At 71.1% G+C, this 24,141-nt stretch carries 17 protein-coding genes and 1 pseudogene; 3 read left to right on the top strand and 15 right to left on the bottom strand.

All coding sequences use genetic code 11. The features are described 5' to 3' along the window. Window positions 1–30: 30 nt before the first annotated feature. Window positions 31–531 carry an NUDIX domain-containing protein gene (locus tag ACIRPU_RS35360; protein ID WP_403874723.1) on the top strand — a complete coding sequence of 167 codons (501 nt, stop codon included), beginning with the start codon at window positions 31–33 and terminating at the stop codon, window positions 529–531. Between the two features lie 17 nt (window positions 532–548). Here the strand turns inward: ACIRPU_RS35360 and ACIRPU_RS35365 are convergent. Beyond that, window positions 549–635, bottom strand: a pseudogene (locus ACIRPU_RS35365) (DUF2191 domain-containing protein); the annotation flags it as partial. 76 nt (window positions 636–711) lie between these two features. Between ACIRPU_RS35365 and ACIRPU_RS35370 the strand changes: the two are divergent. Beyond that, complete coding sequence (locus ACIRPU_RS35370; RefSeq protein ID WP_403874725.1) at window positions 712–1,446, top strand: SIR2 family NAD-dependent protein deacylase; 735 nt, start codon at window positions 712–714, stop codon at window positions 1,444–1,446. Between the two features lie 14 nt (window positions 1,447–1,460). On the opposite strand, the gene ACIRPU_RS35375 is transcribed toward ACIRPU_RS35370, so the two are convergent. The 8 genes from ACIRPU_RS35375 to lpdA all read right to left on the bottom strand — a co-directional run bounded on the left by ACIRPU_RS35375 (window position 1,461) and on the right by lpdA (window position 10,331). Beyond that, window positions 1,461–2,483, bottom strand: a complete 1,023-nt coding sequence (locus tag ACIRPU_RS35375) for a TolB family protein (protein ID WP_403874727.1) — start codon at window positions 2,481–2,483, stop codon at window positions 1,461–1,463. Next, window positions 2,480–3,748, bottom strand: a complete 1,269-nt coding sequence (locus tag ACIRPU_RS35380) for an MFS transporter (RefSeq protein WP_403874729.1) — start codon at window positions 3,746–3,748, stop codon at window positions 2,480–2,482. The genes ACIRPU_RS35375 and ACIRPU_RS35380 overlap by 4 nt, the downstream gene beginning before the upstream one ends. A gap of 5 nt (window positions 3,749–3,753) precedes the next feature. Further along, complete coding sequence (locus ACIRPU_RS35385; protein WP_403874731.1) at window positions 3,754–4,644, bottom strand: alkaline phosphatase family protein; 891 nt, start codon at window positions 4,642–4,644, stop codon at window positions 3,754–3,756. 257 nt (window positions 4,645–4,901) lie between these two features. Further along, window positions 4,902–5,411: a methylated-DNA--[protein]-cysteine S-methyltransferase gene (locus ACIRPU_RS35390; RefSeq protein ID WP_403874733.1), complete on the bottom strand. Its 510-nt coding sequence runs from the start codon at window positions 5,409–5,411 to the stop codon at window positions 4,902–4,904. Window positions 5,412–5,420: 9 nt separating this feature from the next. Beyond that, a complete protein-coding gene (locus ACIRPU_RS35395; protein ID WP_403874735.1) occupies window positions 5,421–6,911 on the bottom strand; it encodes an AlkA N-terminal domain-containing protein in 1,491 nt (496 codons plus the stop codon). Window positions 6,912–7,029: 118 nt separating this feature from the next. Continuing rightward, complete coding sequence (locus ACIRPU_RS35400) at window positions 7,030–7,494, bottom strand: hypothetical protein (protein WP_403874737.1); 465 nt, start codon at window positions 7,492–7,494, stop codon at window positions 7,030–7,032. After that, window positions 7,491–8,777 (bottom strand): hypothetical protein, encoded by a 1,287-nt coding sequence (locus ACIRPU_RS35405; protein WP_403874739.1) that lies wholly within the window; start codon window positions 8,775–8,777, stop codon window positions 7,491–7,493. The genes ACIRPU_RS35400 and ACIRPU_RS35405 overlap by 4 nt, the downstream gene beginning before the upstream one ends. Window positions 8,778–8,918: 141 nt before the next feature. After that, the gene (lpdA, locus tag ACIRPU_RS35410) at window positions 8,919–10,331 is read right to left on the bottom strand and encodes a dihydrolipoyl dehydrogenase (protein WP_403874741.1); all 1,413 of its coding nucleotides are present in this window, start codon (window positions 10,329–10,331) and stop codon (window positions 8,919–8,921) included. Between the two features lie 86 nt (window positions 10,332–10,417). On the opposite strand from lpdA, the gene ACIRPU_RS35415 reads away from it, so the two are divergent. Next, window positions 10,418–10,768, top strand: a complete 351-nt coding sequence (locus tag ACIRPU_RS35415) for a DUF6980 family protein (protein WP_403874743.1) — start codon at window positions 10,418–10,420, stop codon at window positions 10,766–10,768. Window positions 10,769–10,874: 106 nt separating this feature from the next. Here the strand turns inward: ACIRPU_RS35415 and ACIRPU_RS35420 are convergent, their stop codons facing one another. From ACIRPU_RS35420 to ACIRPU_RS35445, 6 genes are all read right to left on the bottom strand, one after another. Continuing rightward, a complete protein-coding gene (locus ACIRPU_RS35420; protein WP_403874745.1) occupies window positions 10,875–14,807 on the bottom strand; it encodes a glycoside hydrolase family 2 TIM barrel-domain containing protein in 3,933 nt (1,310 codons plus the stop codon). 179 nt (window positions 14,808–14,986) lie between these two features. Continuing rightward, window positions 14,987–19,150 carry a molybdopterin-dependent oxidoreductase gene (locus ACIRPU_RS35425; RefSeq protein WP_403874762.1) on the bottom strand — a complete coding sequence of 1,388 codons (4,164 nt, stop codon included), beginning with the start codon at window positions 19,148–19,150 and terminating at the stop codon, window positions 14,987–14,989. A gap of 645 nt (window positions 19,151–19,795) precedes the next feature. Beyond that, on the bottom strand, window positions 19,796–21,343 hold the full coding sequence (locus tag ACIRPU_RS35430; RefSeq protein WP_403874747.1) for a polysaccharide lyase family 1 protein: 1,548 nt from the start codon (window positions 21,341–21,343) through the stop codon (window positions 19,796–19,798). 1,003 nt (window positions 21,344–22,346) lie between these two features. Beyond that, window positions 22,347–22,844 (bottom strand): hypothetical protein, encoded by a 498-nt coding sequence (locus ACIRPU_RS35435; protein WP_403874749.1) that lies wholly within the window; start codon window positions 22,842–22,844, stop codon window positions 22,347–22,349. Between the two features lie 217 nt (window positions 22,845–23,061). Continuing rightward, window positions 23,062–23,862, bottom strand: a complete 801-nt coding sequence (locus tag ACIRPU_RS35440; protein ID WP_403874751.1) for a hemolysin III family protein — start codon at window positions 23,860–23,862, stop codon at window positions 23,062–23,064. A gap of 63 nt (window positions 23,863–23,925) precedes the next feature. Then, window positions 23,926–24,141: MerR family transcriptional regulator (locus tag ACIRPU_RS35445; RefSeq protein ID WP_403874753.1), on the bottom strand; the 216-nt coding region annotated here is incomplete at its 5' end.

Here is a 24,141-nt window from a genome sequence, read left to right on the forward strand (position 1 = left end):
CGCACCGCCGACCGCCCGTACGCTGTGCGGATGAGCATCCCCGGCACGCCCGACTTCGCGGCGTACATCGCCTCCCTGCCCCGGGTCCTGGCCGGCGCCGCCGCGATCTTCCGTGACGCCGACGGGCGCGTCCTGCTAGTCGAGCCCAACTACCGTGCGGGCTGGGCGCTGCCGGGCGGCACGATCGAGTCCGACGCCGGTGAGAGCCCCCGGCGGGCCGCGCGCCGCGAGACGCTCGAGGAGATCGGTCTCGACCGCGAACTCGGCCGGCTGCTCGCCGTGGACTGGGTGATCGGCCCGCACCGGCCGCCGCTGACGGCGTACGTGTACGACGGCGGGGTCCTCGGCGAGGACGACTTCAAGGCGATCCGCCTCCAGGAGGCGGAGTTGCTGTCCTGGCGGCTGGTCCCGCGCGAGGAGCTCGCCGCCCATCTGCCGGGCTCGCTGGGGCACCGGGTCCTGGCCGCCCTGGACGCGCTGGCGGACGGCTCGACGACAGCGGAACTGGAGAACGGCCGCCCCGCCCGCTGACCCCCGGCCCGCTCGGCCACGGCGTCCTGGGGGTTGCCCACACCGGTGGGCACCGTGACTTCGACGACGAGTTCGGCGTCGAGCGAGACAGCCACCCTGGCCAGGCCGGGACGGTGACACCGGCCGGGACGCCGCGAAATACAATCGCGACCCCCCGCTCCCCGGCCTACGCTCGCACACATGAGCAAGCCTCTCGTCGCCATCCTCAGCGGGGCCGGTGTCTCCACGGACTCCGGCATCCCCGACTATCGCGGTCCGAACGGTGTGTGGCGCAAGGACCCCGAGGCCGAGAAGCTCGTGACGTACGAGTACTACATGAGGGATCCGGAGATCCGGCGACGGTCGTGGCAGATGCGGCGCAAGACCCGCGCGCTGCGGGCCGAGCCGAACGCGGCGCACCGGGCCGTGGCCGAGCTGGAGCGGTCCGGGGTGCCGGTGCGGGTGATCACGCAGAACGTGGACGGGCTGCACCAGCTCGCCGGGATGCCCGTGCGCAAGGTGCTCGAACTGCACGGCACCGTCAGGAGTGTGGTGTGCACCCGGTGCCACGCCAGAGGGCCGATGGAGGACGCGCTGGCCCGGGTCGAGGCCGGTGACGAGGACCCGGCGTGCCTGACGTGCGGCGGGATCCTGAAGTCGGCCACGGTGATGTTCGGCGAGCGGCTCGACCCGGTGGTGCTGGGCCAGGCCGTCGCCGTCACCAAGGCCTGCCAGGTCTTCGTCGCCGTCGGCACGAGCCTCCAGGTCCAGCCCGCCGCCGGGCTGGTCGGCGTCGCCGCCGACCACGGGGCCCGGCTCGTCATCGTCAACGCCGAGCCGACGCCGTACGACGAGATCGCCGACGACATCGTGCGGGAGCCGATCGGGACGGCGCTGCCGAAACTGTTGCGGGAACTGACGGAAACGGATTTCTGACGGGACGTCCGCCGTCACCCCAGGTAGGCGGGGGCGACGGCGGAGGTCATGAGGGTGCGGGCCGCGCCGCCGCCGTCGGCGGGGACGGTCCACAGGTCCGAGCCGTAGTCGCCGGGAAGGGCGTAGACGAGGGTGGAGTCGTCGGCCCACAGGGCCTGGTCGTCGACGTTGCGCGGCTCGGCGGTGGCGGTCTCCTTCACGGTGCGCAGGTCGAGGACGTACAGCCGCCAGGGGGCGTCGGGCGAGGCTCCGCGGACGCGTTTCTTGTAGGCGATCCGGGTGCCGTCGGGTGAGAGCGAGGGGCATTCGACGTTGCCGTGCACGGTGGTGAGGGTGCGTGCGGCGACGTCGCCGCGGACCAGGTAGGTCCGGCCGCCGGACGCCAGCGTGGCGTAGAAGCGGGTGTCGTCGGCGAAGGTGACACCCCAGATGTTGGTGTCCGCCGCGTGGTAGGTCCGGCCGTCCTTGATGACGCGGAAGGTCTCCAGGTTGTCGTCGACGGCCCAGGTCCGGGTGTCGACGATCGCGGTGCGGGTGGAGAAGGCGGTGCCGGCGTAGGAGTCTCCGCTGACGAAGACCGTCCAGGCCACCAGATGGCCGGAGGGTGAGACCCGGGCCCGGGTGGGGATGCCCGCCGCCGGGAAGCGGCGCAGCTCGTGCAGCTGCGCGTCGAGCACCACCGCCCGGTAGGTGTCCTCCAGCGCGCCGTGCACGGCCTGGAGGCAGATGCCGGTGCCGGCCGCCGCGTGGAAGCGCAGGCACTGGACGCCGGACGCGGTGCGCGGCCCCTGCGGATCGTCGGCGGGCACGGTGGCGATCTCGTCGCGATGCGGGCCCCAGGCCAGGTTGCGCACCACCAGCCGACGGGCGGACGTCGGCCGGAGCGAGACCGTGCCGGCCCGCACGGTCGGACCGTCGGCCTGCTGCTCGTCCCGCAGGCCCGATCGGTGGGCCGCGTACAGCACCGACCCGGTGCCGACGGCGCCGAGCAGCACCACGGCGACCAGCAGGACCATCAGCCGGGTTGTCCGGGTCATGCGGGCACCTCATCGGTGGTGCGGAGGACGAACGAGGCCACGACGGCGCTGACGGCCAGTGCGGCGGCGGTGACGGCGAGGGCGGTACGGCCGCCCCACAGGCTCCAGGCCGCGCCGAAGGCGAGCGAGCAGGCGAAGCGGGCCAGTGCCTGGCCGGTGCCGACCAGTGCCTGACCGGCACCTTGTCGGCCGTCCGGCACGGCGCAGGCGGTGGCGGCCGCGAGGACCCCGTCGGTGGCGGCGTAGAAGGTGCCGTGCAGGACGAGGACGGCTGCGACGGCGGGGGCGCCGTGCCAGGGGGACAGCACCAGGCCGTAGCCGAGCAGCAGGACGCCGTGTCCGGCCAGGAAGAGCCGGCGGCTGCCGACGCGGTCGGCGAGTGCGCCGAGCGGGAACGCGAGCAGCAGGAAGACGGCGGCGGTGCCCAGCGGCAGCAGCGGGAACAGATGGGCGGGCAGGTCCCCTTCGCGCTGGAGCAGCAGATAGAGGAACGAGTCGCTGACGGTGGTCAGGCCGAGCAGGGTCGCGCACACGGTGAGCCCGCGCAGGTCGGGGCGGGCCAGCAGCCCGAGCGCGTCCCGGAGCACGGGCCGGTCCGCCTCGGGTGGTCGCACGGCCCCGGCGGGGACGATGTGGCGGGGCACGAAGAGCACCAGGACGAGGACGCCGAGCACGGCGACGCAGCCGCTGACCGCGAAGACCGCGTCGTAGCCGTCGACGGTGGCCCGCAGCACGGCGAAGGCGACCAGCGGGCCGAGCAGCGCGCCGGTGGTGTCCATGGCGCGGTGCACCCCGAACGCCCGTCCCCGGTACCGGGGTTCGGTGGCGAGCGAGATCATCGCGTCCCGGGGGGCGGTGCGCAGTCCCTTGCCGGTGCGGTCCGCGGCGAGCACGGCGCTGATCACGGGGAGGGTGTGGGCGAGCAGCAGCAACGGCTTGCACAACGCCGACAGGCCGTAGCCGAGACCGGCCACCACCTTGTGCCGACGGCCTCCCCGGTCGGCGAGATGGCCTCCGGCCAGCCGGACCAGGGCCCCGACACCGTTGTTGATGCCGTCGAGGAGCCCGAACCCGAGCGGCGACAGACCGAGGCCCGCCACGACGTAGAGCGGCAGGACGGCGGTGACCATCTCCGAGGAGACGTCCGTGATCAGACTGACCGCGCCGAGGGCCAGCACGGTGGTGGGCACCGCGCCCGGCCGCCGCCCCGGACGGGTGTCCGGGGCGGCGGCGGGCTCGGTGCCGCGGGAGTCCGCGAGATACACGGGCGTCAGTTCCAGATGCCGCTGATGTCGGACGCCGAGGAGGCGTTGCCCGCGTGCGTGGTCAGACCGGCCAGGTCCTCCACGGTCCGCAGGACGTTGTAGTGGTTGTAGGTGGTGGAGCTGGAGCTGCCGGGGGTGACGTGCTGTCCGTAGAAAACGGTGGGGATGCGGTTGCCGGACAGCTTGTTGTCCTCGTCGAAGGTGACGGCGAGGACGCTGTTGTGGGTCTTGGCCCAGGTGGCGTACGCGCCCAGGTTGTTCTTGATCCAGGTGTCGCCCGTGGAGACCGAGCAGTCGTGCATGTCGCTGCACAGGTTCGGGACGACGAAGGAGACCTTCGGGAGGGTGGTGTAGTCGGTCGGGAACTGCGTCATCGTCTTGGCGGTGCTCGCCGGCACGTTGGAGAACCCGAACCACGGGTTGTGCTTCTGCGCGTAGTCGCCGCTGCTGCACGTCGTGGAGCCCTGGCTGGGCAGCGACTCGTTGTAGCTGGCCCAGGTCTTGCCGGCGGCGATCAGCTCCGAGGCGAGGTTCGGCTTGGAGAGGGACCCGACCGAGACGCAACTGTCGTCGGTGCGGCCCTGGTTGGAGCCCGAGAACAGCATGTAGTAGTTCGGCTCGCTGGGGTGGGTGAGGCCGTAGGACTGGGTCAGGGCGGCGCCGCCCGCCTTGAGGGTGTTGTTGAGGTAGGGGGCGCTGGAGCTGCCGATCACCTGCGAGTAGGCGTGGTTCTCCATCACCACGACCACCACGTGGTCGGGGGTCGGGAGAGCGGCCGCCTGAGCGGTGGAGGCCGTGGCGGTCCATACGCCGATCGACGTGGCGGTGAGGGCGACGGCCCCGGTGAGGGCGGCGAGGGGGCGTCGGTTGCGCTGGGATGCCTTGACGGCGGCCATGACTGTCCTCCGGACAGTAGTGACGGACGTGCGGGGGGGGCAGCGCCGCCACCCTAGGAGCCCCGGACCGGGCCTGGGTGAAGGCCAGACGAACGGTGGGCCCCACCGGGCAAAGGTCGTCCCAGGCACAGGTCATGCACAGGTCATGAACAGGTCGCGGGCGGCGGGAGCCCGCCTTCGGCCGCCTCCTCCCTCGCCGTCGTGGGGACCGGGCGGCCCACCCGTACTCGCCGGGGCCGCCCGGTCCGGCGGGGTCCTTACGCCTCGAGCCGGAAGAGGGTCGTGCCGCCGGGGGCGGTGCCGCCTTCGAAGTCCAGCAGGCGCCGCTTGCGCTCCAGGCCGCCGCCGTAGCCGGTGAGGCCGCCGCCGGCGCCGATCACACGGTGACAGGGCACGATGATGCCGATGGGGTTCTTGCCGTTGGCCAGGCCCACGGCGCGGGAGGCGGTCGGGTTGCCGAGGGCATCGGCGAGTTCACCGTAGGTGCGGGTCTCGCCGTACGGGATCTTCCGCAGCTCGTCCCAGACGGAGCGCTGGAACGGGGTCCCGTGCAGGCGGAGTTCGAGACTGAAGTCCTTCGACTCGCCCGCGAAATAGGCTTCCAGCTGTTCCTCCGCCTCGCCGAACGGGGTGTCGTCGCGGGGGCCGAAGTTCTCCTCGGGTGGGCGGTGGCGCTGTTCCGTCATATAGAGGCCGCACAGGACGCCGTCGTCGGCGACGAGGGTGAGAGGGCCGTACGGGCTGTCGACGATCGTGTGCTGTTTCACTGAATTTCCTTACGCGGGCAGGAAGTTGATCGGGTGACTGTCGGTCGCCCAGAGGTACTGGACGGCGTACGCCCGCCAGGGGCGCCAGCCCGCCGCGCGGGCGGTGAGCGCCGCCGGGGTCGAGGGCAGACCCAACTGCTGTGCGGCGCGCCGGATTCCGAGGTCGGTGGGAAGGAAGGCGTCGGGGTCGCCGAGGGCGCGCATCGCGATGACGTCGACCGTCCAGGGTCCGAAGCCGGGCAGCGCGAGCAGAAGGGCGCGCGCCTTCGGCCAGTCGCTCTCCACACCCAGGTGCAGTGTGCCGTCGGCGAGCCGTCCGACGAGCGTGGTGAGGGTGGTCCGGCGTGTCCGGGGCATCGCCAGCGTCTCGGGGTCGACGGCGGCGAGCGCCTCGGCGGTCGGGAAGAGGTGGGTGAGGCCGCCCTCCGGGTCGTCGACCGGTTCGCCGTGCGCGGTGACCAGACGGGCCGCGTGGGTGCGGGCCGCCGCCGTGGAGACCTGCTGACCCAGCACCGCGCGGACGGCGAACTCCGCCTCGTCGACCGTACGGGGCACCCGGCGGCCGGGGGCCTTGTCCACCAGGGGCGCGAGCAGCGGATCCGTGCGCAGCTGGTCGTCGATGGCGACCGGGTCGGCGTCCAGGTCGAGCATGCGCCGGCAGCGACTGATCGCGACCGTGAGGTCGCGCAGGTCGCTGAGGGTGAGGCGGCAGCCGATGTGGTCGGGGTTCGGGGTGAGCGCCACGACGCCGTGCCCGTACGGCAGCCGGAGCGTGCGCCGCAACGCGCCGTCGCGCCACTCCTCGACGCCCGGGACACCGGTCGCGGCGAGGTGCCCGAAGAGGTTGTCGGGGTTGAGCGGGGCACGGAAGGGGAGGCGCAGGGCGAGCGTGCCGGGCGTGGCCGGGCGGGCCGAGGGGTTCTTCCGCGGGACGCGGGCGCGCAGTTCGGTCGGGGAGAGCGCGAAGACCTCGCGCACGGTGTCGTTGAAGGTGCGGATGGAGGCGAAGCCGGACGCGAACGCCGCTTCCGCCATCGGGAGTTCGGTCGTCTCGATCAGCAGACGAGCGGTCTGGGCGCGCTGCGCGCGGGCCAACGCGAGCGGACCCGCGCCGAGTTCGGCGAGGAGTTGGCGTTCGACCTGGCGGGTGCTGTAGCCGAGGCGGGCCGCGAGTCCGGGCACGCCCTCACGGTCGACGACGCCGTCGGCGATCAGCCGCATGGCGCGGGCGACCAGGTCGGCGCGCTGGTTCCACTCCGGGGAGCCCGGCGTGGTGTCGGGGCGGCAGCGCTTGCAGGCGCGGAAGCCGGCCTGCTGGCAGGCGGCGGCGCTCGGATGGAAGACCATGTTCTGCGGCTTGGGCGGCACGACGGGGCAGCTGGGCCGGCAGTAGATGCCGGTGGTCAGGACCGCTGTGAAGAACCAGCCGTCGAACCGCGCGTCCTTGGACCGCACGGCGCGCACACAGCGCTCGCGATCGGTGTACATCCCGTTCTGCATACGTCCAGCATCGGCCGGTCGCCGATCCGGCGCTGGCGAGAATCCGACATCGACCTCGCGTGGCCCGCACCGCCCGCCGCCTCTTGCGGAGGGTACCGGCGCCCCGTCCCGCCGGCCCTCAGGCGGCCCTCTCCTGCCACGACGCCAGCGCCCAGATCACGAACACGTCGATCGCCATGACGACGATCGACCAGAGCGGCTCGTACGGCAGGAACAGGAACTGGGTGACCAGGCTGAGCGCGGCGAGGAAGATGCCCGCGAAGCGCGCCCAGGTCATGCCCTTGAGGAGGGCCGCGCCGGTCGCCGCCGCGACCACGCCGAGGACGAGGTGGATCCAGCCCCAGCCGGTGAGATCGAGCTCGTAGGCGTACGAGCCGACGCGGGCGTAGACGTCGTCCTCGGCGAGGGCCGCGATGCCCTGGAGGACGGCGAGCACACCGCTGCACAGCAGCAGGACGCCGGCGAAGACGACGCCGCCGGCCCGGCTGTCGTGCGCGGCGGGCCGAGGCGGGCCGCCGGGCGGCGTGGACCAGGCGGTGCCCACCTCACCGTGCGGTTCTCCGGTCGGGGAGTGCGAGGTCATGCGGGGCTGTCCTTTCGGCCTGGCCGGGTCGCGAGGAAGTCGACGATCCCCAGCGCGAAGAGCAGGGCGAGGGCGAGGCCGACCACGACCCAGCCGGTCGGGTACGGCCACAGCAGAAAGGCCAGGACGGCTCCCCCGGCCAGGATCCAGGTGATCCAGGTGCGGTAGCGGTCGACGAACGGGCCGACGGGACCGGTGCGCAGTCCGGCGTGATCGGCGGTCGCGCGCACGGCGCCGATGCCCGAGTGCCAGAGCCCCCGCACCAGAGTGGCGTGCCGGCCGGGCCCGGTCAGCCAGGCGGCGAGGGCGATCACCACACCGAGGGCCACCACCGACCGCACGGAGGTGCGCAGGAAACGGATGAGCGTGTCGTACACGGAGCCGGCGGCCGGCTGGGAGACGCCGGCCGGCAGCGCGTCCAGGTAGACGACCCGGAAGACGGTCAGCGCGACACCCAGGAGGAGCGTGGCGAAGGCGAAGCAGAGCGCGGCGACGATCAGGACCCGGCGGCGGTGCGTCGAGAGCAGGACGCCCGCCGCCACCAGCAGGAGCGCGATGACGGGCAGCCAGAAGCCGACCAGCTGGAGCACCCGGAAGTAGGTCTTGACCTTGCCGATGTCCTCGGACTCGACGAGCGTGAAGTTCGTGTGGATCTCGGGGATCTTCCCCGCGACCGTCATCCCGGAGTCGACCAGCCGTTGCTTGACCTGGTCGACGACCGGGGCGAGATCGAGGGTCACCGTGTCGTTCTCGATCTTCACCGCGCCACCGCCGCTGCCCGTGAGGGCCTTCTCGACGGAACTGTGGATCCGGCGGTTGGCGTCGACCCAGATCTTCTCGAAGGCGTCGGAGGCCACGACCGCCTGGGCCTTGTCGTGCACGAAGCTGCGGACGGCGTCCTCGAGCGAGGGGCCGAGCTTGCCGAGGGCCTTCTCCAGCAGGGGACGCTGGGCCGGGGCGGCGTCCTGGAGGAGCGCGGTGAGGTCGAGGCGTTCCATCAGCGTGTTCGTGATGCGGGTGGCGGCCGCGTTCTGGACGTCCTTGTCGGAGGCCAGCGGGCGGACGGTGTCGACGTAGCGGTCGGTGTCGCCCACGATGCTCGAGGTCCAGGCCGCCACCAGACCCAGCGGGGCCAGGACGCAGCCGAGGACGATGAGGACGACCGCGACGATCGAGCGGACCCGATGGTGGGTGGGACGGCGGGTGCGCTCCTCCTCCAGTGCCGCGATGCGGGCTCTGAGCGCCTCCAGCTCCGCGTCGGCGGGGACACCGCTTTCCGGCATGGCGGGCTCCCTCGCCGTCGGTCGCATCCGGCCCGAGGGTCGGTCCGGTGGATGCCAGCACATCCCGGCCGTGCGGCGGCGGCGAGCGGGGCGGGGTCGTTCGGGTGAACGACCCCGCGCCACGGAGGGCCCGGAGGGCCGCTACATGTTGATCATGTGTCCGGCCAGGCCGTGGACGGCCTCCTTGACGGCCTCGCCCAGCGTCGGGTGGGCGTGCACGTTGCGGGCGACCTCGTGGACGGTGAGGTCCCACTGCTGGGCGAGCGTCAGCTCGGGGAGCAGTTCGGTGACGTCGGGGCCGATCAGATGACCGCCGATGAGCTCGCCGTACCGGGCGTCACTGATCAGTTTCACGAAACCGGTGGTGTCGCCGAGGCCGTGCGACTTGCCGTTCGCGGTGAACGGGAACTTCGCCACCTTGACGTCGTAACCCTTTTCCCGCGCCTGCGCCTCGGTGTAGCCGAAGCTGGCGACCTGGGGCTGGCAGTAGGTGGCGCGCGGGATCATGGCGTAGTCCAGCTCCATGGTCTCCGCGTCGGCGAGGGTCTCGGCGGCGATGACGCCCATGGCCTCGGCGGCGTGCGCGAGCATCAGTTTCGCGGTGACGTCGCCGATGGCGAAGATGTGCGGGACGGAGGTGCGACAGCGGCCGTCGACGTCGATCGCGCCGCGCTCGGTGACCCGCACGCCCGTGTTCTCCAGGCCGTAACCGGTGACGTTCGGGGCGAAGCCGATCGCCTGGAGCACCTTGTCGGTCTCCAGGACCTGCTGGGCGCCGTCCTTGCCGGTGACGGTGACGCGGACCTGCGGACCGGACTCGTCGATCGACTCCACCCGGGTGGAGGTGAGTACGTCGATTCCCAACTTCCGGTACTGCTTGGCCAGTTCGGCGGAGACCTCGGCGTCCTCCAACGGCGCGACGCGGTCCAGGAACTCGACGATCGTGACCTTCACACCGTAGTTGTGCAGGACGTACGCGAACTCGATGCCGATGGCGCCGGCGCCCGCGATGACGATCGACCGCGGAAGGTCGTCGGCGAGGATCTGCTCCTCGTACGTCACCACGCGGGCGGTGCGGCGGGTGCCGGGGAGCAGCTTGGGGGTGGCGCCGGTGGCGATGATGCAGTGGTCGAAACCGATGGTCCGGGTCTCCCCGTCGTAACCGGTTACCCGGAGGGTGTGGTCGTCGACGAAGGCGCCGCGGCCGTCGACCTCGGTGATCTTGTTCTTCTTCATCAGATAGTGGACGCCCTTGACCCGGCCGTCGGCGACCTTGCGGCTGCGGCGGTACGCCTCTCCGTAGTCGAAGGAGACTTCTCCGTCGACCTTGATGCCGAAGGTCTTCGCCTCACGGGTGAAGATGTGGGCGAGTTCGGCGTTGCGCAGAAGCGCCTTGGTGGGGATGCAGCCCACGTTGAGGCAGACGCCGCCCCAGTACTTCTCCTCGACGACGGCGACGCGCTTGCCCAGCTGCGCGGCGCGGACCGCGGCGACGTAGCCGCCCGGACCGGCGCCGAGGACCACGACGTCGAAGCGTTCGTCCTGCTCGGTCATGGATTCGTTTCCTTTTCCGTGGGGTGCGATACGGGTGATGCGTGCTGCCGTTCCGATTCTCGCGCGCCGCCGGGGAGAATGTGTCAGTGATCGATCACTGCTGTGCCGAGATGACCCGCCAGGCCGACTGGCGTTGCCAGGATCACGCCGACGTCTTCGCCTGCCCGGACGCGCTGGTGCGGTTCGATGCGAGGTTCCGCGAGTACGGGCTGATCGTCCACGACGGGGGGTCGGCCTCCCGGGAGATCGGCTTCTGTCCGTGGTGCGGCGCGCGTCTGCCGGAGTCGCGGCGCGACCGGTGGTTCGACGCACTCGAGGCACGCGGGATCGACCCCTGGGAGGACGAGGCGCCGCCGGAGTTCGAGGACGACCGGTGGCTGCGGGGAGGCCTCACCGACCCGGCGTCGGCCGGCGAAGACCTCCCGCGTTCTCGCTGAGCGGCTCCAAGAGCACCGGCGGTACGGACGCGGTACGGCACCCGTGGCCGTACCCGTGTCCGTACCGCCGGCAGCGGTGGAACGCGAGGGAAAGCGGTGGAACCGGTTACTCGGAGGTCGCCGTCGGCCGCCGCGACGCGGCCGTCGCCCGGTCGACGTCGGTCAACGGCCGGAGCCGATAGGTGTACGCGTAGTCGCGGTCGGCGAACAGCTTGTACTCGTCGTGGGTGTGCGCGCCCCAGCTGTTGTCACCGCCGACGCCCATCTGCCGGTGGTTCAGGCGCAGTACGACGTCTTTGCGAGGGGTGAGCTGGTAGTCGTGGCGGGCTCCGACGGACAGGTCCTCCGGAGTGAGGTGCGAGGCGTTGAACTCCAGCAGCGGCTCGCCGGAGACCAGCAGGCCGGTGCCGTCGCCGTCGGTGAGGGCGACCCAGCGCACGTCGGTCTTGTTGCCGTTCTCCTGGGGTCGCAGATAGGAGGTCCACTGCCCGGTGACGGTGCCGGAGTAACGACCCACGTCGGTGGCGTCGTTGCGGTCCCAGTGGTTCTCCTCGGGACCGCGGCCGTAGTAGTGCAGCTTCTCCAGGCGGGCGGGCAGGAACAGCAGCGTGCCGATCTCCGGGATGTACGGCAGGGAGGCGGCGCCCGGGTGCAGGGTGTTGTCGACCTTGATCTCACCGTTTCCGAAAACGGTGTAGGTGGTGGTGTACGTCGACTCCGTCGTGGTGGGCAGCGTGCCGGCGACCTTGATCTCGACGGCCCGGTCGCGCAGCGCCCGCACGCTCACCTCGGTCACCTTGCGACGCGCGCCGGCGTCGCGCCAGGTCTGGTTGCGGGTGTGCTGCCCGTTTCCCCGGTCGTTGTCGGTGGGGGCACGCCAGAAGTTGGGGGCCGGCCCCGAGGAGATCAGTCGGGTGCCGTCCACCTCGTAGGAGGTGATGACGCCCGTCTTCTTGTCGACGGTGACCGAGAAGTTCCCGCCCTTGACGGTGACCGATTCGTTGCCGTCCTCATGCCCGAGCGCCGGGACGCGGTCCAGCGGCACGGGGGTGACGGCGGGACTCCCGGCGTCGACGACGAGTTGCTGCCGGGCCACCTCGAAGCCGGCCTTCGCCCACTTCGTCGTCTCCCTGGTGGTGAACGACAGGTGGAGGAAGTACTCGGCGCCCGGCGCCGGGCGGTCCGGCAGTTCGAAGGGCACGGTGACGTCCTTGCTCGACAGCGGGGCCACGTCCAGTCGGTCACGGCTCAGCTTTCCGCGCTGGATCACTTCACCGTCCCGCACGAGTTCCCACCGTCCGTCGAACTCGCGGAGGTTGGTGAACAGGTACTCGTTGGTGAGGGTGACCGCCGCTCCCGGGGCGAGCAGGTCGCCGGCGGCCGGTGCGGCGTGGACGGCCTGGTAGATCCGCTTGACCTCGGCGGACTTGCCGGTGGCCCCGCGGTCGGCGGTGACGATGCCGTCGCCGGAGAAGGCCCCGTCGTTGGGGTTGTCGCCCCAGTCGCCGCCGTAGGCGCGGAACGACTTCTCGCGGGGACGTCTCTCGGTGAGGCCGACGGTGGCGGCGTCGAACCAGAACCGTACGCCGTCGTCGCCGGGGCCGCGTCCTTCGGCGGCCAGTTCGGCCGCGCTCAGCGCCCGGGCGTACACGCGTGCCCGCCGGACGGTGCCGCTGAACTCCCGGGTCGGGTTGTCGACGTCGGTGGCCAAGGACAGGGGCGCGGTGTTGTTCGCGGGGCGCACCGAGGTGGTCCGGGTGGCCCGGACGACGCCGTCGACGTGCAGGGTCAGCGTGCCGGTCGCCGCGTCGAAGACGCCCGCGACATGGTGCTCGGCGCCGGTCCAGTCGTCCGGCAGTGCCCAGCTCGCGGTGATCCACTGGCCGCTGCCGTAGACGAAGAACTCGAGGGTCCTGTTCGTCTGCTTCAGGGCGTACTGGGTGTCGCCCTTGGCGAGGATCGGCTGGTGGTAACCGGTTACGTGCGGGGTGATCCAGGCTTCCAGAGTGAGGGAGCCGGTGAGGTCCAACGATGTGTCGCGGGCGAAGACGGTTCCGCCGGAGACGCCCTCGTCGCGGGTGAAGGTGCCGCTGGAGGCGATGAGCTCGCCCCTGAGCGCGGCGGGCCCGGCCTCGGTGAACAGCTTGCGGACAGGGGTGGGCCAGTCGAGGGCCTGGTCGACGAAGTCCCAGATCCAGCCGCCCTGGAGCACCTCGTGACGGCGGATCAGGTCCCAGTACTTCTTGAAGTTCCCGCTGGAGTTCCCCATCGCGTGGGAGTACTCGATCATCACGTACGGCCGGGTGTCGCTCGTGTCCTCGGCCCGTGCCTCGACGCGGGCGGGAGTGTCGTACATCTCGGAGCGGATGTCGCTGATCCCCGGGCGGTCGTCGCCCTCGTACTGGATGACGCGGGTGGTGTCGTAGGAGCGGATCCAGTCGTGCATGGCGTTGAAGGTGGTGCCGCCGCCGGCCTCGTTGCCGAGCGACCAGATGACCACCGAGGGGTGGTTCTTGTCGCGGTGGACCATGTTCTGGGCACGGGCCACGCAGGCCTTCGTCCACTCCGCGTGGTCGCCCGGGTACTCGCCCCGGATGCCGTGCGTCTCGAGGTTGGTCTCGTCCACGAGGTACAGGCCGTACTCGTCCGCGAGTTCCAGCCACAGCGGGTTGTTGGGGTAGTGCGAGGTGCGGACGGTGTTGATGTTCAGCCGCTTGATGATCCCGATGTCCTCGACCATGTCGGCGCGGGTGAGGGCCGAGCCCCGGGTCGGGTGCATCTCGTGCCGGTTGGTGCCCCGGAAGGAGACCGGCTTGCCGTTGATGCGCATCAGACCGTCCGTGAGCGCGAACTCGCGCAGGCCCACGCGGTGGGAAAGGGTTTCGATCACCTTTCCCGACGGGTCGCGCAGGCGGAGCACGGCGGTGTAGAGGTACGGATGTTCGGCCGACCACAGGCGTGGCGCGGGCACCGCCTTCGCGGCCCGTACGGCCGTCTCCTCCCCGGCGCCGAGCGCGACGTCCTGCCGCAGGGGCCGGGGCCACACCGGGTGCCCGCCCGCGTCGTACAGCTGTGTCTCGACGGAGTAGCGGCCGGCGCCCTGTCCGCCGTAGTCCCGCACGCTCGCGGTGACCGACAGCTCGGCCGTCCTGTGCTCGTCGCCGAGCGGGGTGTCCAGCCGGAAGTCACGCAGGTGCACGGCCGGTGTGGAGTACAGGTAGACCGAGCGGAAGATGCCGCTCAGCCGGATCATGTCCTGGTCCTCCAGCCAGTCGCCGTCCGAGTAGCGGTAGACCTCCACCGCGATCTGGTTAGTGCCCGGCTTGAGGTGCGGGGTGATGTCGTACTCGGCGGGGTCGTAGGAATCTTCGTGGTAACCGACCAACTCGCCGTTGATCCACACGTAGTGGGCGGACTTGACCCCCTCGAAGTGAAGGAACGTCCGCCGTCCCGCCCAGCCGCGCGGGACCGTGAAGGTGCGCCGGTACTGGCCCACGGGGTTGTAGCGGGTGGGGGCGGCCGGCGGCTGCGCCTCCTCCCCCAGTCCGTTGGCGCCCCACCACGGGTAGGTGATGTTGATGTAGATCGGGCGGTCGTGGCCGTGCAACTGCCAGGCGGCGGGAACCGGGATGGTGTCCCAGCCGCTGTCGTCGACGTCGGTGCGGTGGAAGTCGGGGTCCCGGTCGTCGGGACGGTCGGCGTGGGCGAACTTCCAGGTGCCGTCGAGGCTCAGCCGGTAGGGCGAGCGCGTGCGGTCGGCGGCGAGGGCCTGGGCGAGGTCCGCGTACGGCATGAGGGTGGTGTGCGGGGCTTCGGTGCCGAGCCGGAAGACGTCGATGGCGCCGTTCCACTCCGGGGTGCCGTCCGCCGCGACGGCCCGGTGAACGGTGGACGGCGCGGACAGGGCGAGCGCGCCGAGGACGGCGGCCGACCCTTCGAGCAGACGACGACGGCTGACGGCCGTCCGCCGGGGGTGGTCCGGTTCCACCCACTGGGGGCGGTCCGGCCGGTCCATGGACGACACATGCGGGTGCGACATGACCACGACCTTCCTCGGGGCGACCCGTGCGGCTTCGCACGGACGGAGGGTGCGTCAGATCTTGTCCACTCCTGTTGAAAAAACGAACATAGACGCGCCGCGATGGCCGAATATCAACTCTCTTCGGCGCAACGCCACTTGGCGCCCCCGTCTCCCACGGGCTTTTTTGGTGACTCCCGTCAGTAGACGTCCCGCACATACCGCTTGTCGGAGGCGAGCTGCTTCACATAGGCCGCCGCCTCCGGCTCGCTCAGACCGCCATGCAGGACCGCGACGTCACGCAGGGCCAGGTCGACGTCCTTGGCCATCCGGGAGGCGTCGCCGCAGACGTAGAAGTGGGCGCCGTCCTGGAGCCAGGACCACAGGTGCGAGCCGTGCTCGCGGATCCGGTCCTGGACGTAGACCTTGGCGCGCTGGTCGCGGGAGAAGGCGGTGTCCAGACGGGCGAGGGTGCCGTCGTCCCGGAGAGCGGCCAGCTCCTCCTCGTAGTAGAAGTCCGTCGCCCGGTGCTGCTCGCCGAAGAACAGCCAGTTGGGAGCGCGGTGCCCCCGTGCCCGACGCTCCTGGAGGAAGCCGACGAAAGGCGCCACTCCGGTGCCGGGGCCGACCATCACCATCGGGGTCAGTGGGTCGGCCGGCGGGCGGAAGTGCGGGGAGCGCTGCACATGGACGGTCACCTCGGCGCCGGGCTCGGCGTCGGCCAGGAAGGGCGAGCAGACGCCCTGCCGAGGGCGGCCGTCCAGGTTCTCGTACCGCACGACGGAGACGGTGAGCGAGACGAGGTGGGGGTCGGTCAGCGGGCTGGACGAGATGGAGTACAGCCGCGGTTGCAGCCGCCCCAGCAGCTCGGCCCACTCCTGCGCGTCGGCCCGGATCCCGAACTCGGCGGCCACGTCGACGGCCTGGCGGCCCCAGGACCACTTCGCCAGCTCGTCCTTGTTGTCCGGGCGCAGCAGTTTGCGCAGTTCACGCGGGTCGCGGGTGCGGTCGGCGGTGAAGCGCAGCAGGGCCGGGGTGACCCGGGTGATGTCGAGGTGGCGCAGGAAGGCCTCGCCGAGAGCAACCTCCCCGACGCCGTTCACCTGCACGCGCGCCTGCGCGTCGAGTCCGGTGACGTCCAGCCACTCCGCCACCATGGCCGGGGAGTTGAGGGGGCGTACGCCCAGGGCGTCGCCCGCCTCGTAGACGAGCGGGGTCTCGCTGTCGCGGGTGTCGAAGGTGAAGCGGCGGACCTCCTTGCCGGAGCCCGGCAGGCTCAGCAGACGGTTGCCGGTCAGGCGTGCGGTGACGGGAGCGGGGCGCTTGGAACGGGAAGCGGCGGGAACCTTCGGCACCGTGCCGGAAGCGGTTTCCGCAACGGTTGCCGGCGCGAGAGCGGTGACGGGACCCGCGGCCGCCGGGCGCTGGGGCGGAGCCGGGGCCGGGGCCGGAGCCGGGGCCATGGCCGGGGACACCGGTTCCGTGGCCTCCTTCAGGGCGGTGGCCACCTGGTCGAACCAGGCCTCCGCCTCCGTCTCGTAGTCCGGCTCGCAGTCGGTGCGGGGGGCCAGCCGGACCGCGCCGAGTTCGTCCAGCCGACGGTCCAGCCGCCGGCCGTGCCCGCAGAAGTCGTCGTACGAGGAGTCCCCGAAGGCGAGGACGGCGTAGCGGCGACCTTCCAGGCGGCCCGTGTCCAGCGCGGCGAGGCCGTCCCAGAAGCCGGCGCCGTTGTCGGGGGCGTCGCCGTCGCCGAAGGTGCTGGTGATCAGCAGCAGGTCGGCGTCGGAGGGCAGCGCGGCCGGGTCGGCCTCGTCCATGGCGACGAGGGACGCCGGGTGGCCGCCCTCGGTGAGCCGCTCGGCGGTGGTGGTGGCGAAGTCCTCGGCGTTGCCGGTCTGCGAGGCCCACAGGATCACCACCCGGCGCGCCGGGGTCGTCGGGCGTTCGGGTGCGGCCGCCGTACGGGAGTACATGCCGGCGAGGGTGCCGTTGACCCACAGCGCGTGCTCGGCGCTGAAGGGAGCGTCCGCCGGCAGCACCGGTACGCCGGGGGCGCCGGCCGGGATCCCGGCGAGGAAACCGACCAGGTACTGCCGCTCGCGCTCGGTCAGGACCGGCGGCGGGGCGGGGCGCAGGCCGAAGACCTCGGCCGCGGACGGCAGGACGGCGGTCGGTACGAGAACGGCGTCGGGCCCTTCCGGCGCCGGAGCCCGGGTGCCCAACGCGTTCCCGAGCGGGTTCTGCGGCGCAGGGGCCTGGGTGGCCGGCGGCTGGACGGTAACCGGTGTCGACACCTTTGTCAGGGAGACCGCGCACACCTTCAGCTCGGGCTGGAAGGACAGCGGGTCGACGGCGTCGCTGGTGACCGCGTTGACGCTGAGGTACTCGCCGAACAGGTCGTTCCAGTGGAACGGCGCGAAACAGGAACCGGGCAGGACGCGGTCGGTGACGACGGCCGGCAGCACGGCCCGGCCGCGCCGCGAGGCGACCTCGACGGAGTCGCCGTCGGTCACGCCGAGCGCGGCGGCGTCCTCGGGGTGCACCTCCACGAACGGGCCGGGATTCAGCTTGTTGAGCTTGGCCACCCTCGCGGTCTTCGTGAGGGTGTGCCACTGGTGCTGGAGACGGCCGGTGTTGAGGAAGAACGGGTAGTCGTCGTCCGGCATCTCGGCGGGCGGCACATGCGGACGCGGGTGGAAGACCGCACGGCCGGAAGCCGTGGGAAAGGTGAGCGAGCCGTCGTCGTTCACATAGCGGATCGGGTTGCGGTCGGGGCCGTCGGCGGTGGCCGCCGGCCACTGCACGGGAGTGGCGCGCAGCCGGTCGTAGGTCACTCCGCGCAGGTCGTAACCGGTCTGCGCGTTGTGGGCGCGCTTGATCTCCTCGAAGACCTGCTCGGCGGTGTCGTAGGTGAAACCGCTTTCGTAACCCATGCCGCGGGCGACGGCCGCGATGAGCTGCCAGTCCGCCATGGCCTCGCCGGGCGGGTCGGCGGCGGGCTGGGCGAGGGTGAGGTTGCGCTCGCTGTTGATGAGGACGCCCTCGGTCTCGGTCCACAGCGCGCCGGGCAGGACAACGTCGGCGTAAGCGTTTGTCTCTGTTTCGGCGAAGACGTCCTGCGCGACGACGAACTCGGCGGCCTCCAGCCCCTCGATGACCGTCCTGCGGTTGGCGACGGAGGCGACCGGGTTGGTGCAGATGATCCAGCAGGCCTTGATGTCGCCGTCGGCCATCTTCCGGAACATCTCGATGGTGCCCTTGCCGACGCCGTCGGCCCTGATCGTGCCCGGCTCGAGCCCCCACAGGTCCTCGACGAAGGCACGGTCGCCCTCGACGAGGACGGAGCGCTGGCCGGGCAGCCCCGGGCCCATGTAACCCATTTCCCGGCCGCCCATGGCGTTGGGCTGGCCGGTGAGGGAGAAGGGGCCGCTGCCCGGGCGGCAGATCCTGCCGGTGGCGAGGTGGAGGTTGATGAGCGCGTTGGTGTTCCAGGTCCCGTGCGTGGACTGGTTGAGGCCCATGGTCCAGCAGCTGGTCCACTCCCCCGCCTCGCCGATCAGCCGGGCCGCCGCGCGGAGGGCGTCCTCCGGTATGCCGGTGATCTCCGCGACCGTCGCGGGCGCGTAGTCGGCGAGGAACTCCGGCATGGCCTCCCAGCCCTCGGTGTACGCGGCGACGAACTCGGGGTCGGTGTGACCGTTGTCGTGCAGGAGGCGGAGCAGACCGTTGAGGAGGGCGAGGTCGGTGCCCGGTGCGACCTGGAGGAACAGATCGGCCTTCGCGGCGGTGGCGGTGCGGCGCGGGTCGACGACGATCAGTTTGGCGCCCGCCTTCACCCGGTCCATCATCCGCAGGAACAGGATCGGGTGGCAGTCGGCCATGTTGGAACCGATGACGAGGAAGACGTCCGCCTTGTCGAGGTCCTCGTACGAGCCGGGCGGGCCGTCGGCGCCGAGCGAGAGCTTGTAACCGGTTCCCGCGCTTGCCATGCACAGGCGGGAGTTCGACTCGATCTGGTTGGTGCGGAGATAGCCCTTGGCCAGCTTGTTGGCCAGGTACTGCGCTTCGAGGCTCATCTGGCCGGACACATAGAGGGCGACCGCGTCGGGGCCGTGTTCGTCGACGATCGCCCGCAGCCGCCGCGCCGTCTCGGCGATCGCCGCGTCCACGGGAGCGGGTTCCGGTTCCGCGCCGCGGTCCGAGCGGACGAGCGCGCTGGTCAGCCGGCCGGGCGCGGCGAGCATGTCGGCGGTGGTCGCGCCCTTGGTGCACAGCCGGCCGAAGTTCGCCGGGTGTTGCTTGTCGCCGGACGCCTTCAGGACCGTACGGCGCCCGTCCGGTCCGCGGCCGATGTCGAGGAGCATGCCGCAGCCCACACCGCAGTACGAGCAGACCGTGCGCACCTGGGTCGTGGTCGCACTGTCGGTCCGCGGGTCCAACGCGGCCACGGGCGCCCCTTTCCTTCGACGATCAGCCTGGTGAGAGCCTCTGCAAGCCTCTGCGACGGTACGAACCGTGCATTACACAGGTGTCTCCCGGACCGGCCGCCGGGAGTTAATCCCGGCGCACACCGAGGGGCGGACGGATGTGAGCGAGCCACTGCCGCCGCAGGTGGGCAGGCTACCCGGAGCCGCGAAGGGGCACGTTCCGCGTCCGTGCGGGGACGGGTTCCGGCCGGGCGGGAACGGGTTCCGGCTCCGTTGCAGAAACAGGTTCCGACCGCGCGGGAACAGGTTCCGCGTCCGTTGCAGAAACAGGTTCCGACCGCGCGGGAACAGGTTCCGCGTCCGTTACGGAAACAGGTTCCGACCGCACGAAAGTCGACCAAGGAGCGCCGCAAATGATCACCCGGCGGCGCTCGCGCCACCGCCCGTAACAGCCATTGCCTGTGGGCAGGAACGGTCGCAACCGTTCCTGCCCCAGGTCCGGCAGATCACCGCGTTCTCGCCGTCCCGTGCCCGAGACGGCGAGTCGATCGAGCGAAGGTCGCGGGAGCGGCCGGGGAACTCCTAGGCGTAGGTCTCGAATTCGGCCACCCTCGGGGTGGCGGTCGAGCCCGTGATCTCGAAGGTGACCTTCTTCAGGGAGGTGGAGGTGAAGGAGATGGTTCCCGCTCCGCTGCCCGAGGTCAGCACGGCCCCGGTGTCGGCGTTGAGCACCCGCCAGGAACCGATGTTGCCGGTGGCACCGGAGGCCTCCCGGATGTTGATCTTGGAGATGGTGGTCGCCGAGCCCCACTTGATCGAGATGGAGCCGGTCGAGGCGGCCGGCGACCAGTAGGTGCTCGTGTCGCCGTCGCGGACGTTGCCGTAACTGGTGCCGGACGCCTTGCTGGAACCGTCGGAGTCGGCGCCGATGCTCAGGTTGGTCCCGGAGGGCGTCGACGTCGGCGTGGCGGTCGTGGTCGGCGTGGCGGTGGCCGTCGAGGTGGCGGTCGCGGTGGGTGTCGTGGCCACGCAGTTGCCGTCCGACACCTTCAGGCCGGTGTTGGCGCCCGCCGTCGCGGTCACGATCGACGGCACGCAGGAGGCGGCGTCGAGCGTGTAGGAGTAGGGGATGCTGACGGTCGTGTTCGAGGTCGGGTTCGGCCCGGCCGGGTTGTTGTCCTCGCCCGGCTCCGACCAGGTCACGTTGTCGAAGATGTTTCCGCTGACCTGCCAGTATCCCGGCAGGTCGGTGTAGAAGGTGCCGAGGACGTCCTTGGAGTCCTTGAAGTAGTTGTTGTCGACCTTGGCCTTGCCGCCGGCCCGAGGGTTGATGCCCGACTCGTTCAGGCTGACGTAGTAGTTGTTGTAGATGTGGGCGGTGGCGCCGCGCAGCAGGGGCGTACGGGAGTCGATGTTCTCGTACCGGTTGTGGTGGAAGGTGACCGGCCCGTTGGCGAGGTCGCTGTCGCTGGAGCCGACGAGACCGCCGCGGCCGGAGTTGCGCAGGATGCTGTAGGACAGGGTCACGTACTGGGTGCTGTCCTTCATGTCGAACAGGCCGTCGAAGCCCTCCGACTCACCGCCCGAGGCGACCAGCGTGGCGTGGTCGACCCAGACGTTGTGCACGTCGGTCTCCATGCCGATGGCATCACCGCCGTTGGAGGTGGGCGAGCCCGACTTCTTCACGTTCTGGACGGTCACGTTCTGGACGATGATGTTGCTGGACTGGCGGATGTGGATGCCGATCTGGTCGAACACGGCTCCGTTGCCGACGCCGACCAGGGTGACGTTGCTGATGCCCTTCAGCTCGATCACGCCGGCGGCGGTGTTGCAGCCAGCGCCCGACACCTTCGCGGTGTTGCCGACGGTGACGGTCCCCTCGACCTGAATGGTGATCGGGGTGCTGGTACTGGCCCGGCCGCACAGGGCCGCATGGATCTGGGTGCCCGTGGTGGCCTTGACCGTCGTCCCGCCGGCGCCGCCGGTGGTGCCGCCGTTCTGAGTGGCGAACCCGGTCGCGCCGGCCGCGGCCGCCGACGCCGTGGGCATGGACAGGACCACGCCTGTCGCCGCCGCCAGGGCCAGCGTGCCGAGCGCCGCGGAGAGTCGCAGAGCGACTGGCTTTCTCATCCTCGCCTCGTCTTTCGTCATCGCGTATCGGGGTGCCGCGCACGTCCGTGCCGGATCCAAGAGCCAAGGACCAAGGGCCAAGGATCAAGGCCAAGGGCCAAGGGCCTTCGAGGGCGCGCACCTATGCCATGTACATGCCATATCCATGCCGGAGCAGGCCCCTGCCGGCCCGGTGCGGATGCCGTTCTCGCCGCGGGCCTTAAGGGACGGTGATGTTGATGTGGTGCGGGCGGTACCGCCGTGATGCCGGCGGCACGACCGCCATGCGGGCGACGCGGTCGGGTGCCAGGTCGGGGCGCACGCATGCCGAGGCGGCGCGGATGGCTACGCCGCCGAGAGCGGGACGACCGGGGAACAGGGCTGTACGGGTCCCGGCCGACCCCTGGTGCAGGTGCCCACCACCGCGGCCACGGCGACGAGCGCGATGCGTCCGCGCCCCCGGAGCGCATCCCGGAGTCCTGGCGCTTCAGCACCTCGGTGCGGTCCGCCCTGGTCAGCCTTGCGCCGGATCGGTTGCGGCGCGCGGGCTGCCCCACGGCCGATACCGCGGGCCGCTTTCTCCGGCACGGTCAGCGGGTGTCGGGAAAGCGCTTTCTCCACGTGAGGATAGGACGGCCGCTACCGGCTGACAAGTATGTGAACGCTGATCGACCTGCCAGACTCTCGCCACTCCGCAGGGAGAGCATCCAGGGCGGTGCTGTACGGCACAGGGAGGGGCATGAACCAACCCACCCTTGCCCGCATTGCACGCCTTAGAGATTCATATACGTGAACGCACCGGATGGCTTGACCCGCACGCGCAAAGCCACCCGACTCCCAATCCCCGACCCCATCCCCCAAGGCCCAACCCCCATCCCCCAACCCCTGGCCCCCCAACCACGACCCCACCTGCCGGAGGGGATTCGGTCGTTGCCCGTTCGGGAAGTCCGGCGCGGTTCGGTGGCGTCCGCGGTGGCGCGGGAACCGCGCGTCCGGGTGGCGCACCGGACTTCCGACAGAGTGTTCAGCAGCCGCCGCAGTTGTAGTACAGGACGTCCCAGTGGTTGCCCTCGTCGGCGTAGACGTTGCCGGAGCCCGAGCGGTACTGCGGGGCTCCGTCGCCGCGCAGGCCGATGTAAGTGAAGGTGTTCTTGATGTAGTTGGTGACGCAGGTGCTCTTGCCGTAGTCGAGCTTGTAGCCGTTCCAGTGCGAGTAGGTGCCGCTCGCGTGGCCGGTCTCCGTGCCGCCGGTGATGTTGAGCGCGCAGCCGGTGGCCCGCAGAAGCGTCTGCGCGCCCTGGGCGGTGGGCAGGTTCAGCTGCTCGAAGGACGTACAGGTGGAGTTGTTGCGGTCGGAGCAGCCGCCGGAGGAGGACCAGGTGATTCCCACCTCGCGGAACATCGAAGTGGCCGTGGCGTGACTGATCTTGGTGACGGCGAAGGCGTCGGTCGCGGTGCCGACGACGGCGACGCCGGGGGCGACCACGAGCGCGAGGGCGGTCAGTGCGGAGCGGAACTTCATGAGGGAACCCTTCCTGCGGACGACCGTGCTTGGCTGTGCAGGCGGTACGGGGAAGGATGGTGCCCGACGTCTGCACGCGTTCGCCAGGGGGCGGCTGACAGCCGCCCGGCGTGGCGCCCCGCTGGGACGTTCGGCGGCCACGCCTGACGGCCGTGCTGGGTGGGTACCGGGGGCTGCGGCGGTGGCCGGCCGTCGACGCCGTCAGGTGGCTGCCAGGTCAGGTGGCTGCCAGGAGGATGGCCGTGTAGTGCGCGGTGAAGGCGGCGATGGTCAGGGCGTGGAAGACCTCGTGGAAGCCGAACCAGGCCGGTGAGGGGTCGGGGCGCTTGAGTCCGTAGACGACGGCGCCCGCGGTGTAGAGCAGACCGCCGGAGATGACGAGTACGACGACCGCGGTGCCGCCGGCGCGCTCGAAGTCGGGCAGATTGAAGACGGCCACCCAGCCCAGGGCGATGTAGCACGGGGTGTACAGCCACCTGGGAGCCCCGATCCACAGGATGCGGAAGGCGATGCCGGCCAGCGCGCCCGCCCACACCATGACCAACAGCACCAGTTGCCGGTGCTCGGGCAGCAGCAGCACCGCCAACGGGGTGTAGGTGCCGGCGATGATCAGGAAGATGTTCGCGTGGTCCAGCCGCCGCAGGACCGCCTCCCCGCGCGGGCCCCATGTTCCACGGTGGTAGACCGCGCTGGTGCCGAACAGCAGGCAGGCCGACAGCGCGTACACCGTGCAGGCCGCCACTGCCGCCGCCGAACGCGAGACGGCGATCAGGACGATGCCGCCGACCAGCGCGAGCGGGAACACGCCGGCGTGCAGCCAGCCGCGCATCCTCGGCTTCAGCACGGCCGCCGCGCGCTCCACCCCGCCTTCCGGGCCGGCTGCCGGCTGCCCGGCAGTCGGCCGGCCGGTTGAGTCGGCGGGCGCGTCGACCGCCGGGGGACGCACGGCGTCGAGCGTGTCGGGGCCGGGCTGGGGATCCCGTCCGTGTACCGGCGGTTGGGCGTCTTCGGCGATCATGCGCTCTTATTCTGAAGTCGGCGGACGGGTGTGGCCCGGCGCGGCGTCGTTGCGGGCTGTGTGTCAGGTGCCGGCTGTGTGCCGGGAGGCGGCGCGGCGGTGTTCGGCGTTGATGCGCTGGGCTTCTTCGAGCTGGTCTTCGAGGATGATGATGCGGCAGGCGGCCTCGATGGGAGTCCCGTGGTCGACGAGCTCCCGGGCGCGGGCGGCGATCCGCAACTGGTAACGGGAATAGCGGCGATGCCCGCCCTCGGAACGCAGCGGGGTGATCAGACGGGC

The organism is Streptomyces sp. NPDC102259, from assembly GCF_044766465.1.
In the GTDB taxonomy this organism is placed as follows: Bacteria; Actinomycetota; Actinomycetes; order Streptomycetales; family Streptomycetaceae; genus Streptomyces.

Excerpts from the sequence above, each read along its gene's own strand:
- ACIRPU_RS35360 (WP_403874723.1), top strand. The coding sequence starts at position 31 with ATGAGCATCCCCGGCACGCCCGACTTCGCGGCGTACATCGCCTCCCTG.
- ACIRPU_RS35370 (WP_403874725.1), top strand. The coding sequence starts at position 712 with ATGAGCAAGCCTCTCGTCGCCATCCTCAGCGGGGCCGGTGTCTCCACG.
- ACIRPU_RS35375 (WP_403874727.1), bottom strand. The coding sequence starts at position 2,483 with ATGACCCGGACAACCCGGCTGATGGTCCTGCTGGTCGCCGTGGTGCTG.
- ACIRPU_RS35385 (WP_403874731.1), bottom strand. The coding sequence starts at position 4,644 with ATGGCCGCCGTCAAGGCATCCCAGCGCAACCGACGCCCCCTCGCCGCC.
- ACIRPU_RS35395 (WP_403874735.1), bottom strand. The coding sequence starts at position 6,911 with ATGCAGAACGGGATGTACACCGATCGCGAGCGCTGTGTGCGCGCCGTG.
- ACIRPU_RS35400 (WP_403874737.1), bottom strand. The coding sequence starts at position 7,494 with ATGACCTCGCACTCCCCGACCGGAGAACCGCACGGTGAGGTGGGCACC.
- ACIRPU_RS35405 (WP_403874739.1), bottom strand. The coding sequence starts at position 8,777 with ATGCCGGAAAGCGGTGTCCCCGCCGACGCGGAGCTGGAGGCGCTCAGA.
- lpdA (WP_403874741.1), bottom strand. The coding sequence starts at position 10,331 with ATGACCGAGCAGGACGAACGCTTCGACGTCGTGGTCCTCGGCGCCGGT.
- ACIRPU_RS35420 (WP_403874745.1), bottom strand. The coding sequence starts at position 14,807 with ATGTCGCACCCGCATGTGTCGTCCATGGACCGGCCGGACCGCCCCCAG.
- ACIRPU_RS35425 (WP_403874762.1), bottom strand. The coding sequence starts at position 19,150 with ATGCTCCTCGACATCGGCCGCGGACCGGACGGGCGCCGTACGGTCCTG.
- ACIRPU_RS35430 (WP_403874747.1), bottom strand. The coding sequence starts at position 21,343 with ATGAGAAAGCCAGTCGCTCTGCGACTCTCCGCGGCGCTCGGCACGCTG.
- ACIRPU_RS35435 (WP_403874749.1), bottom strand. The coding sequence starts at position 22,844 with ATGAAGTTCCGCTCCGCACTGACCGCCCTCGCGCTCGTGGTCGCCCCC.
- ACIRPU_RS35440 (WP_403874751.1), bottom strand. The coding sequence starts at position 23,862 with ATGATCGCCGAAGACGCCCAACCGCCGGTACACGGACGGGATCCCCAG.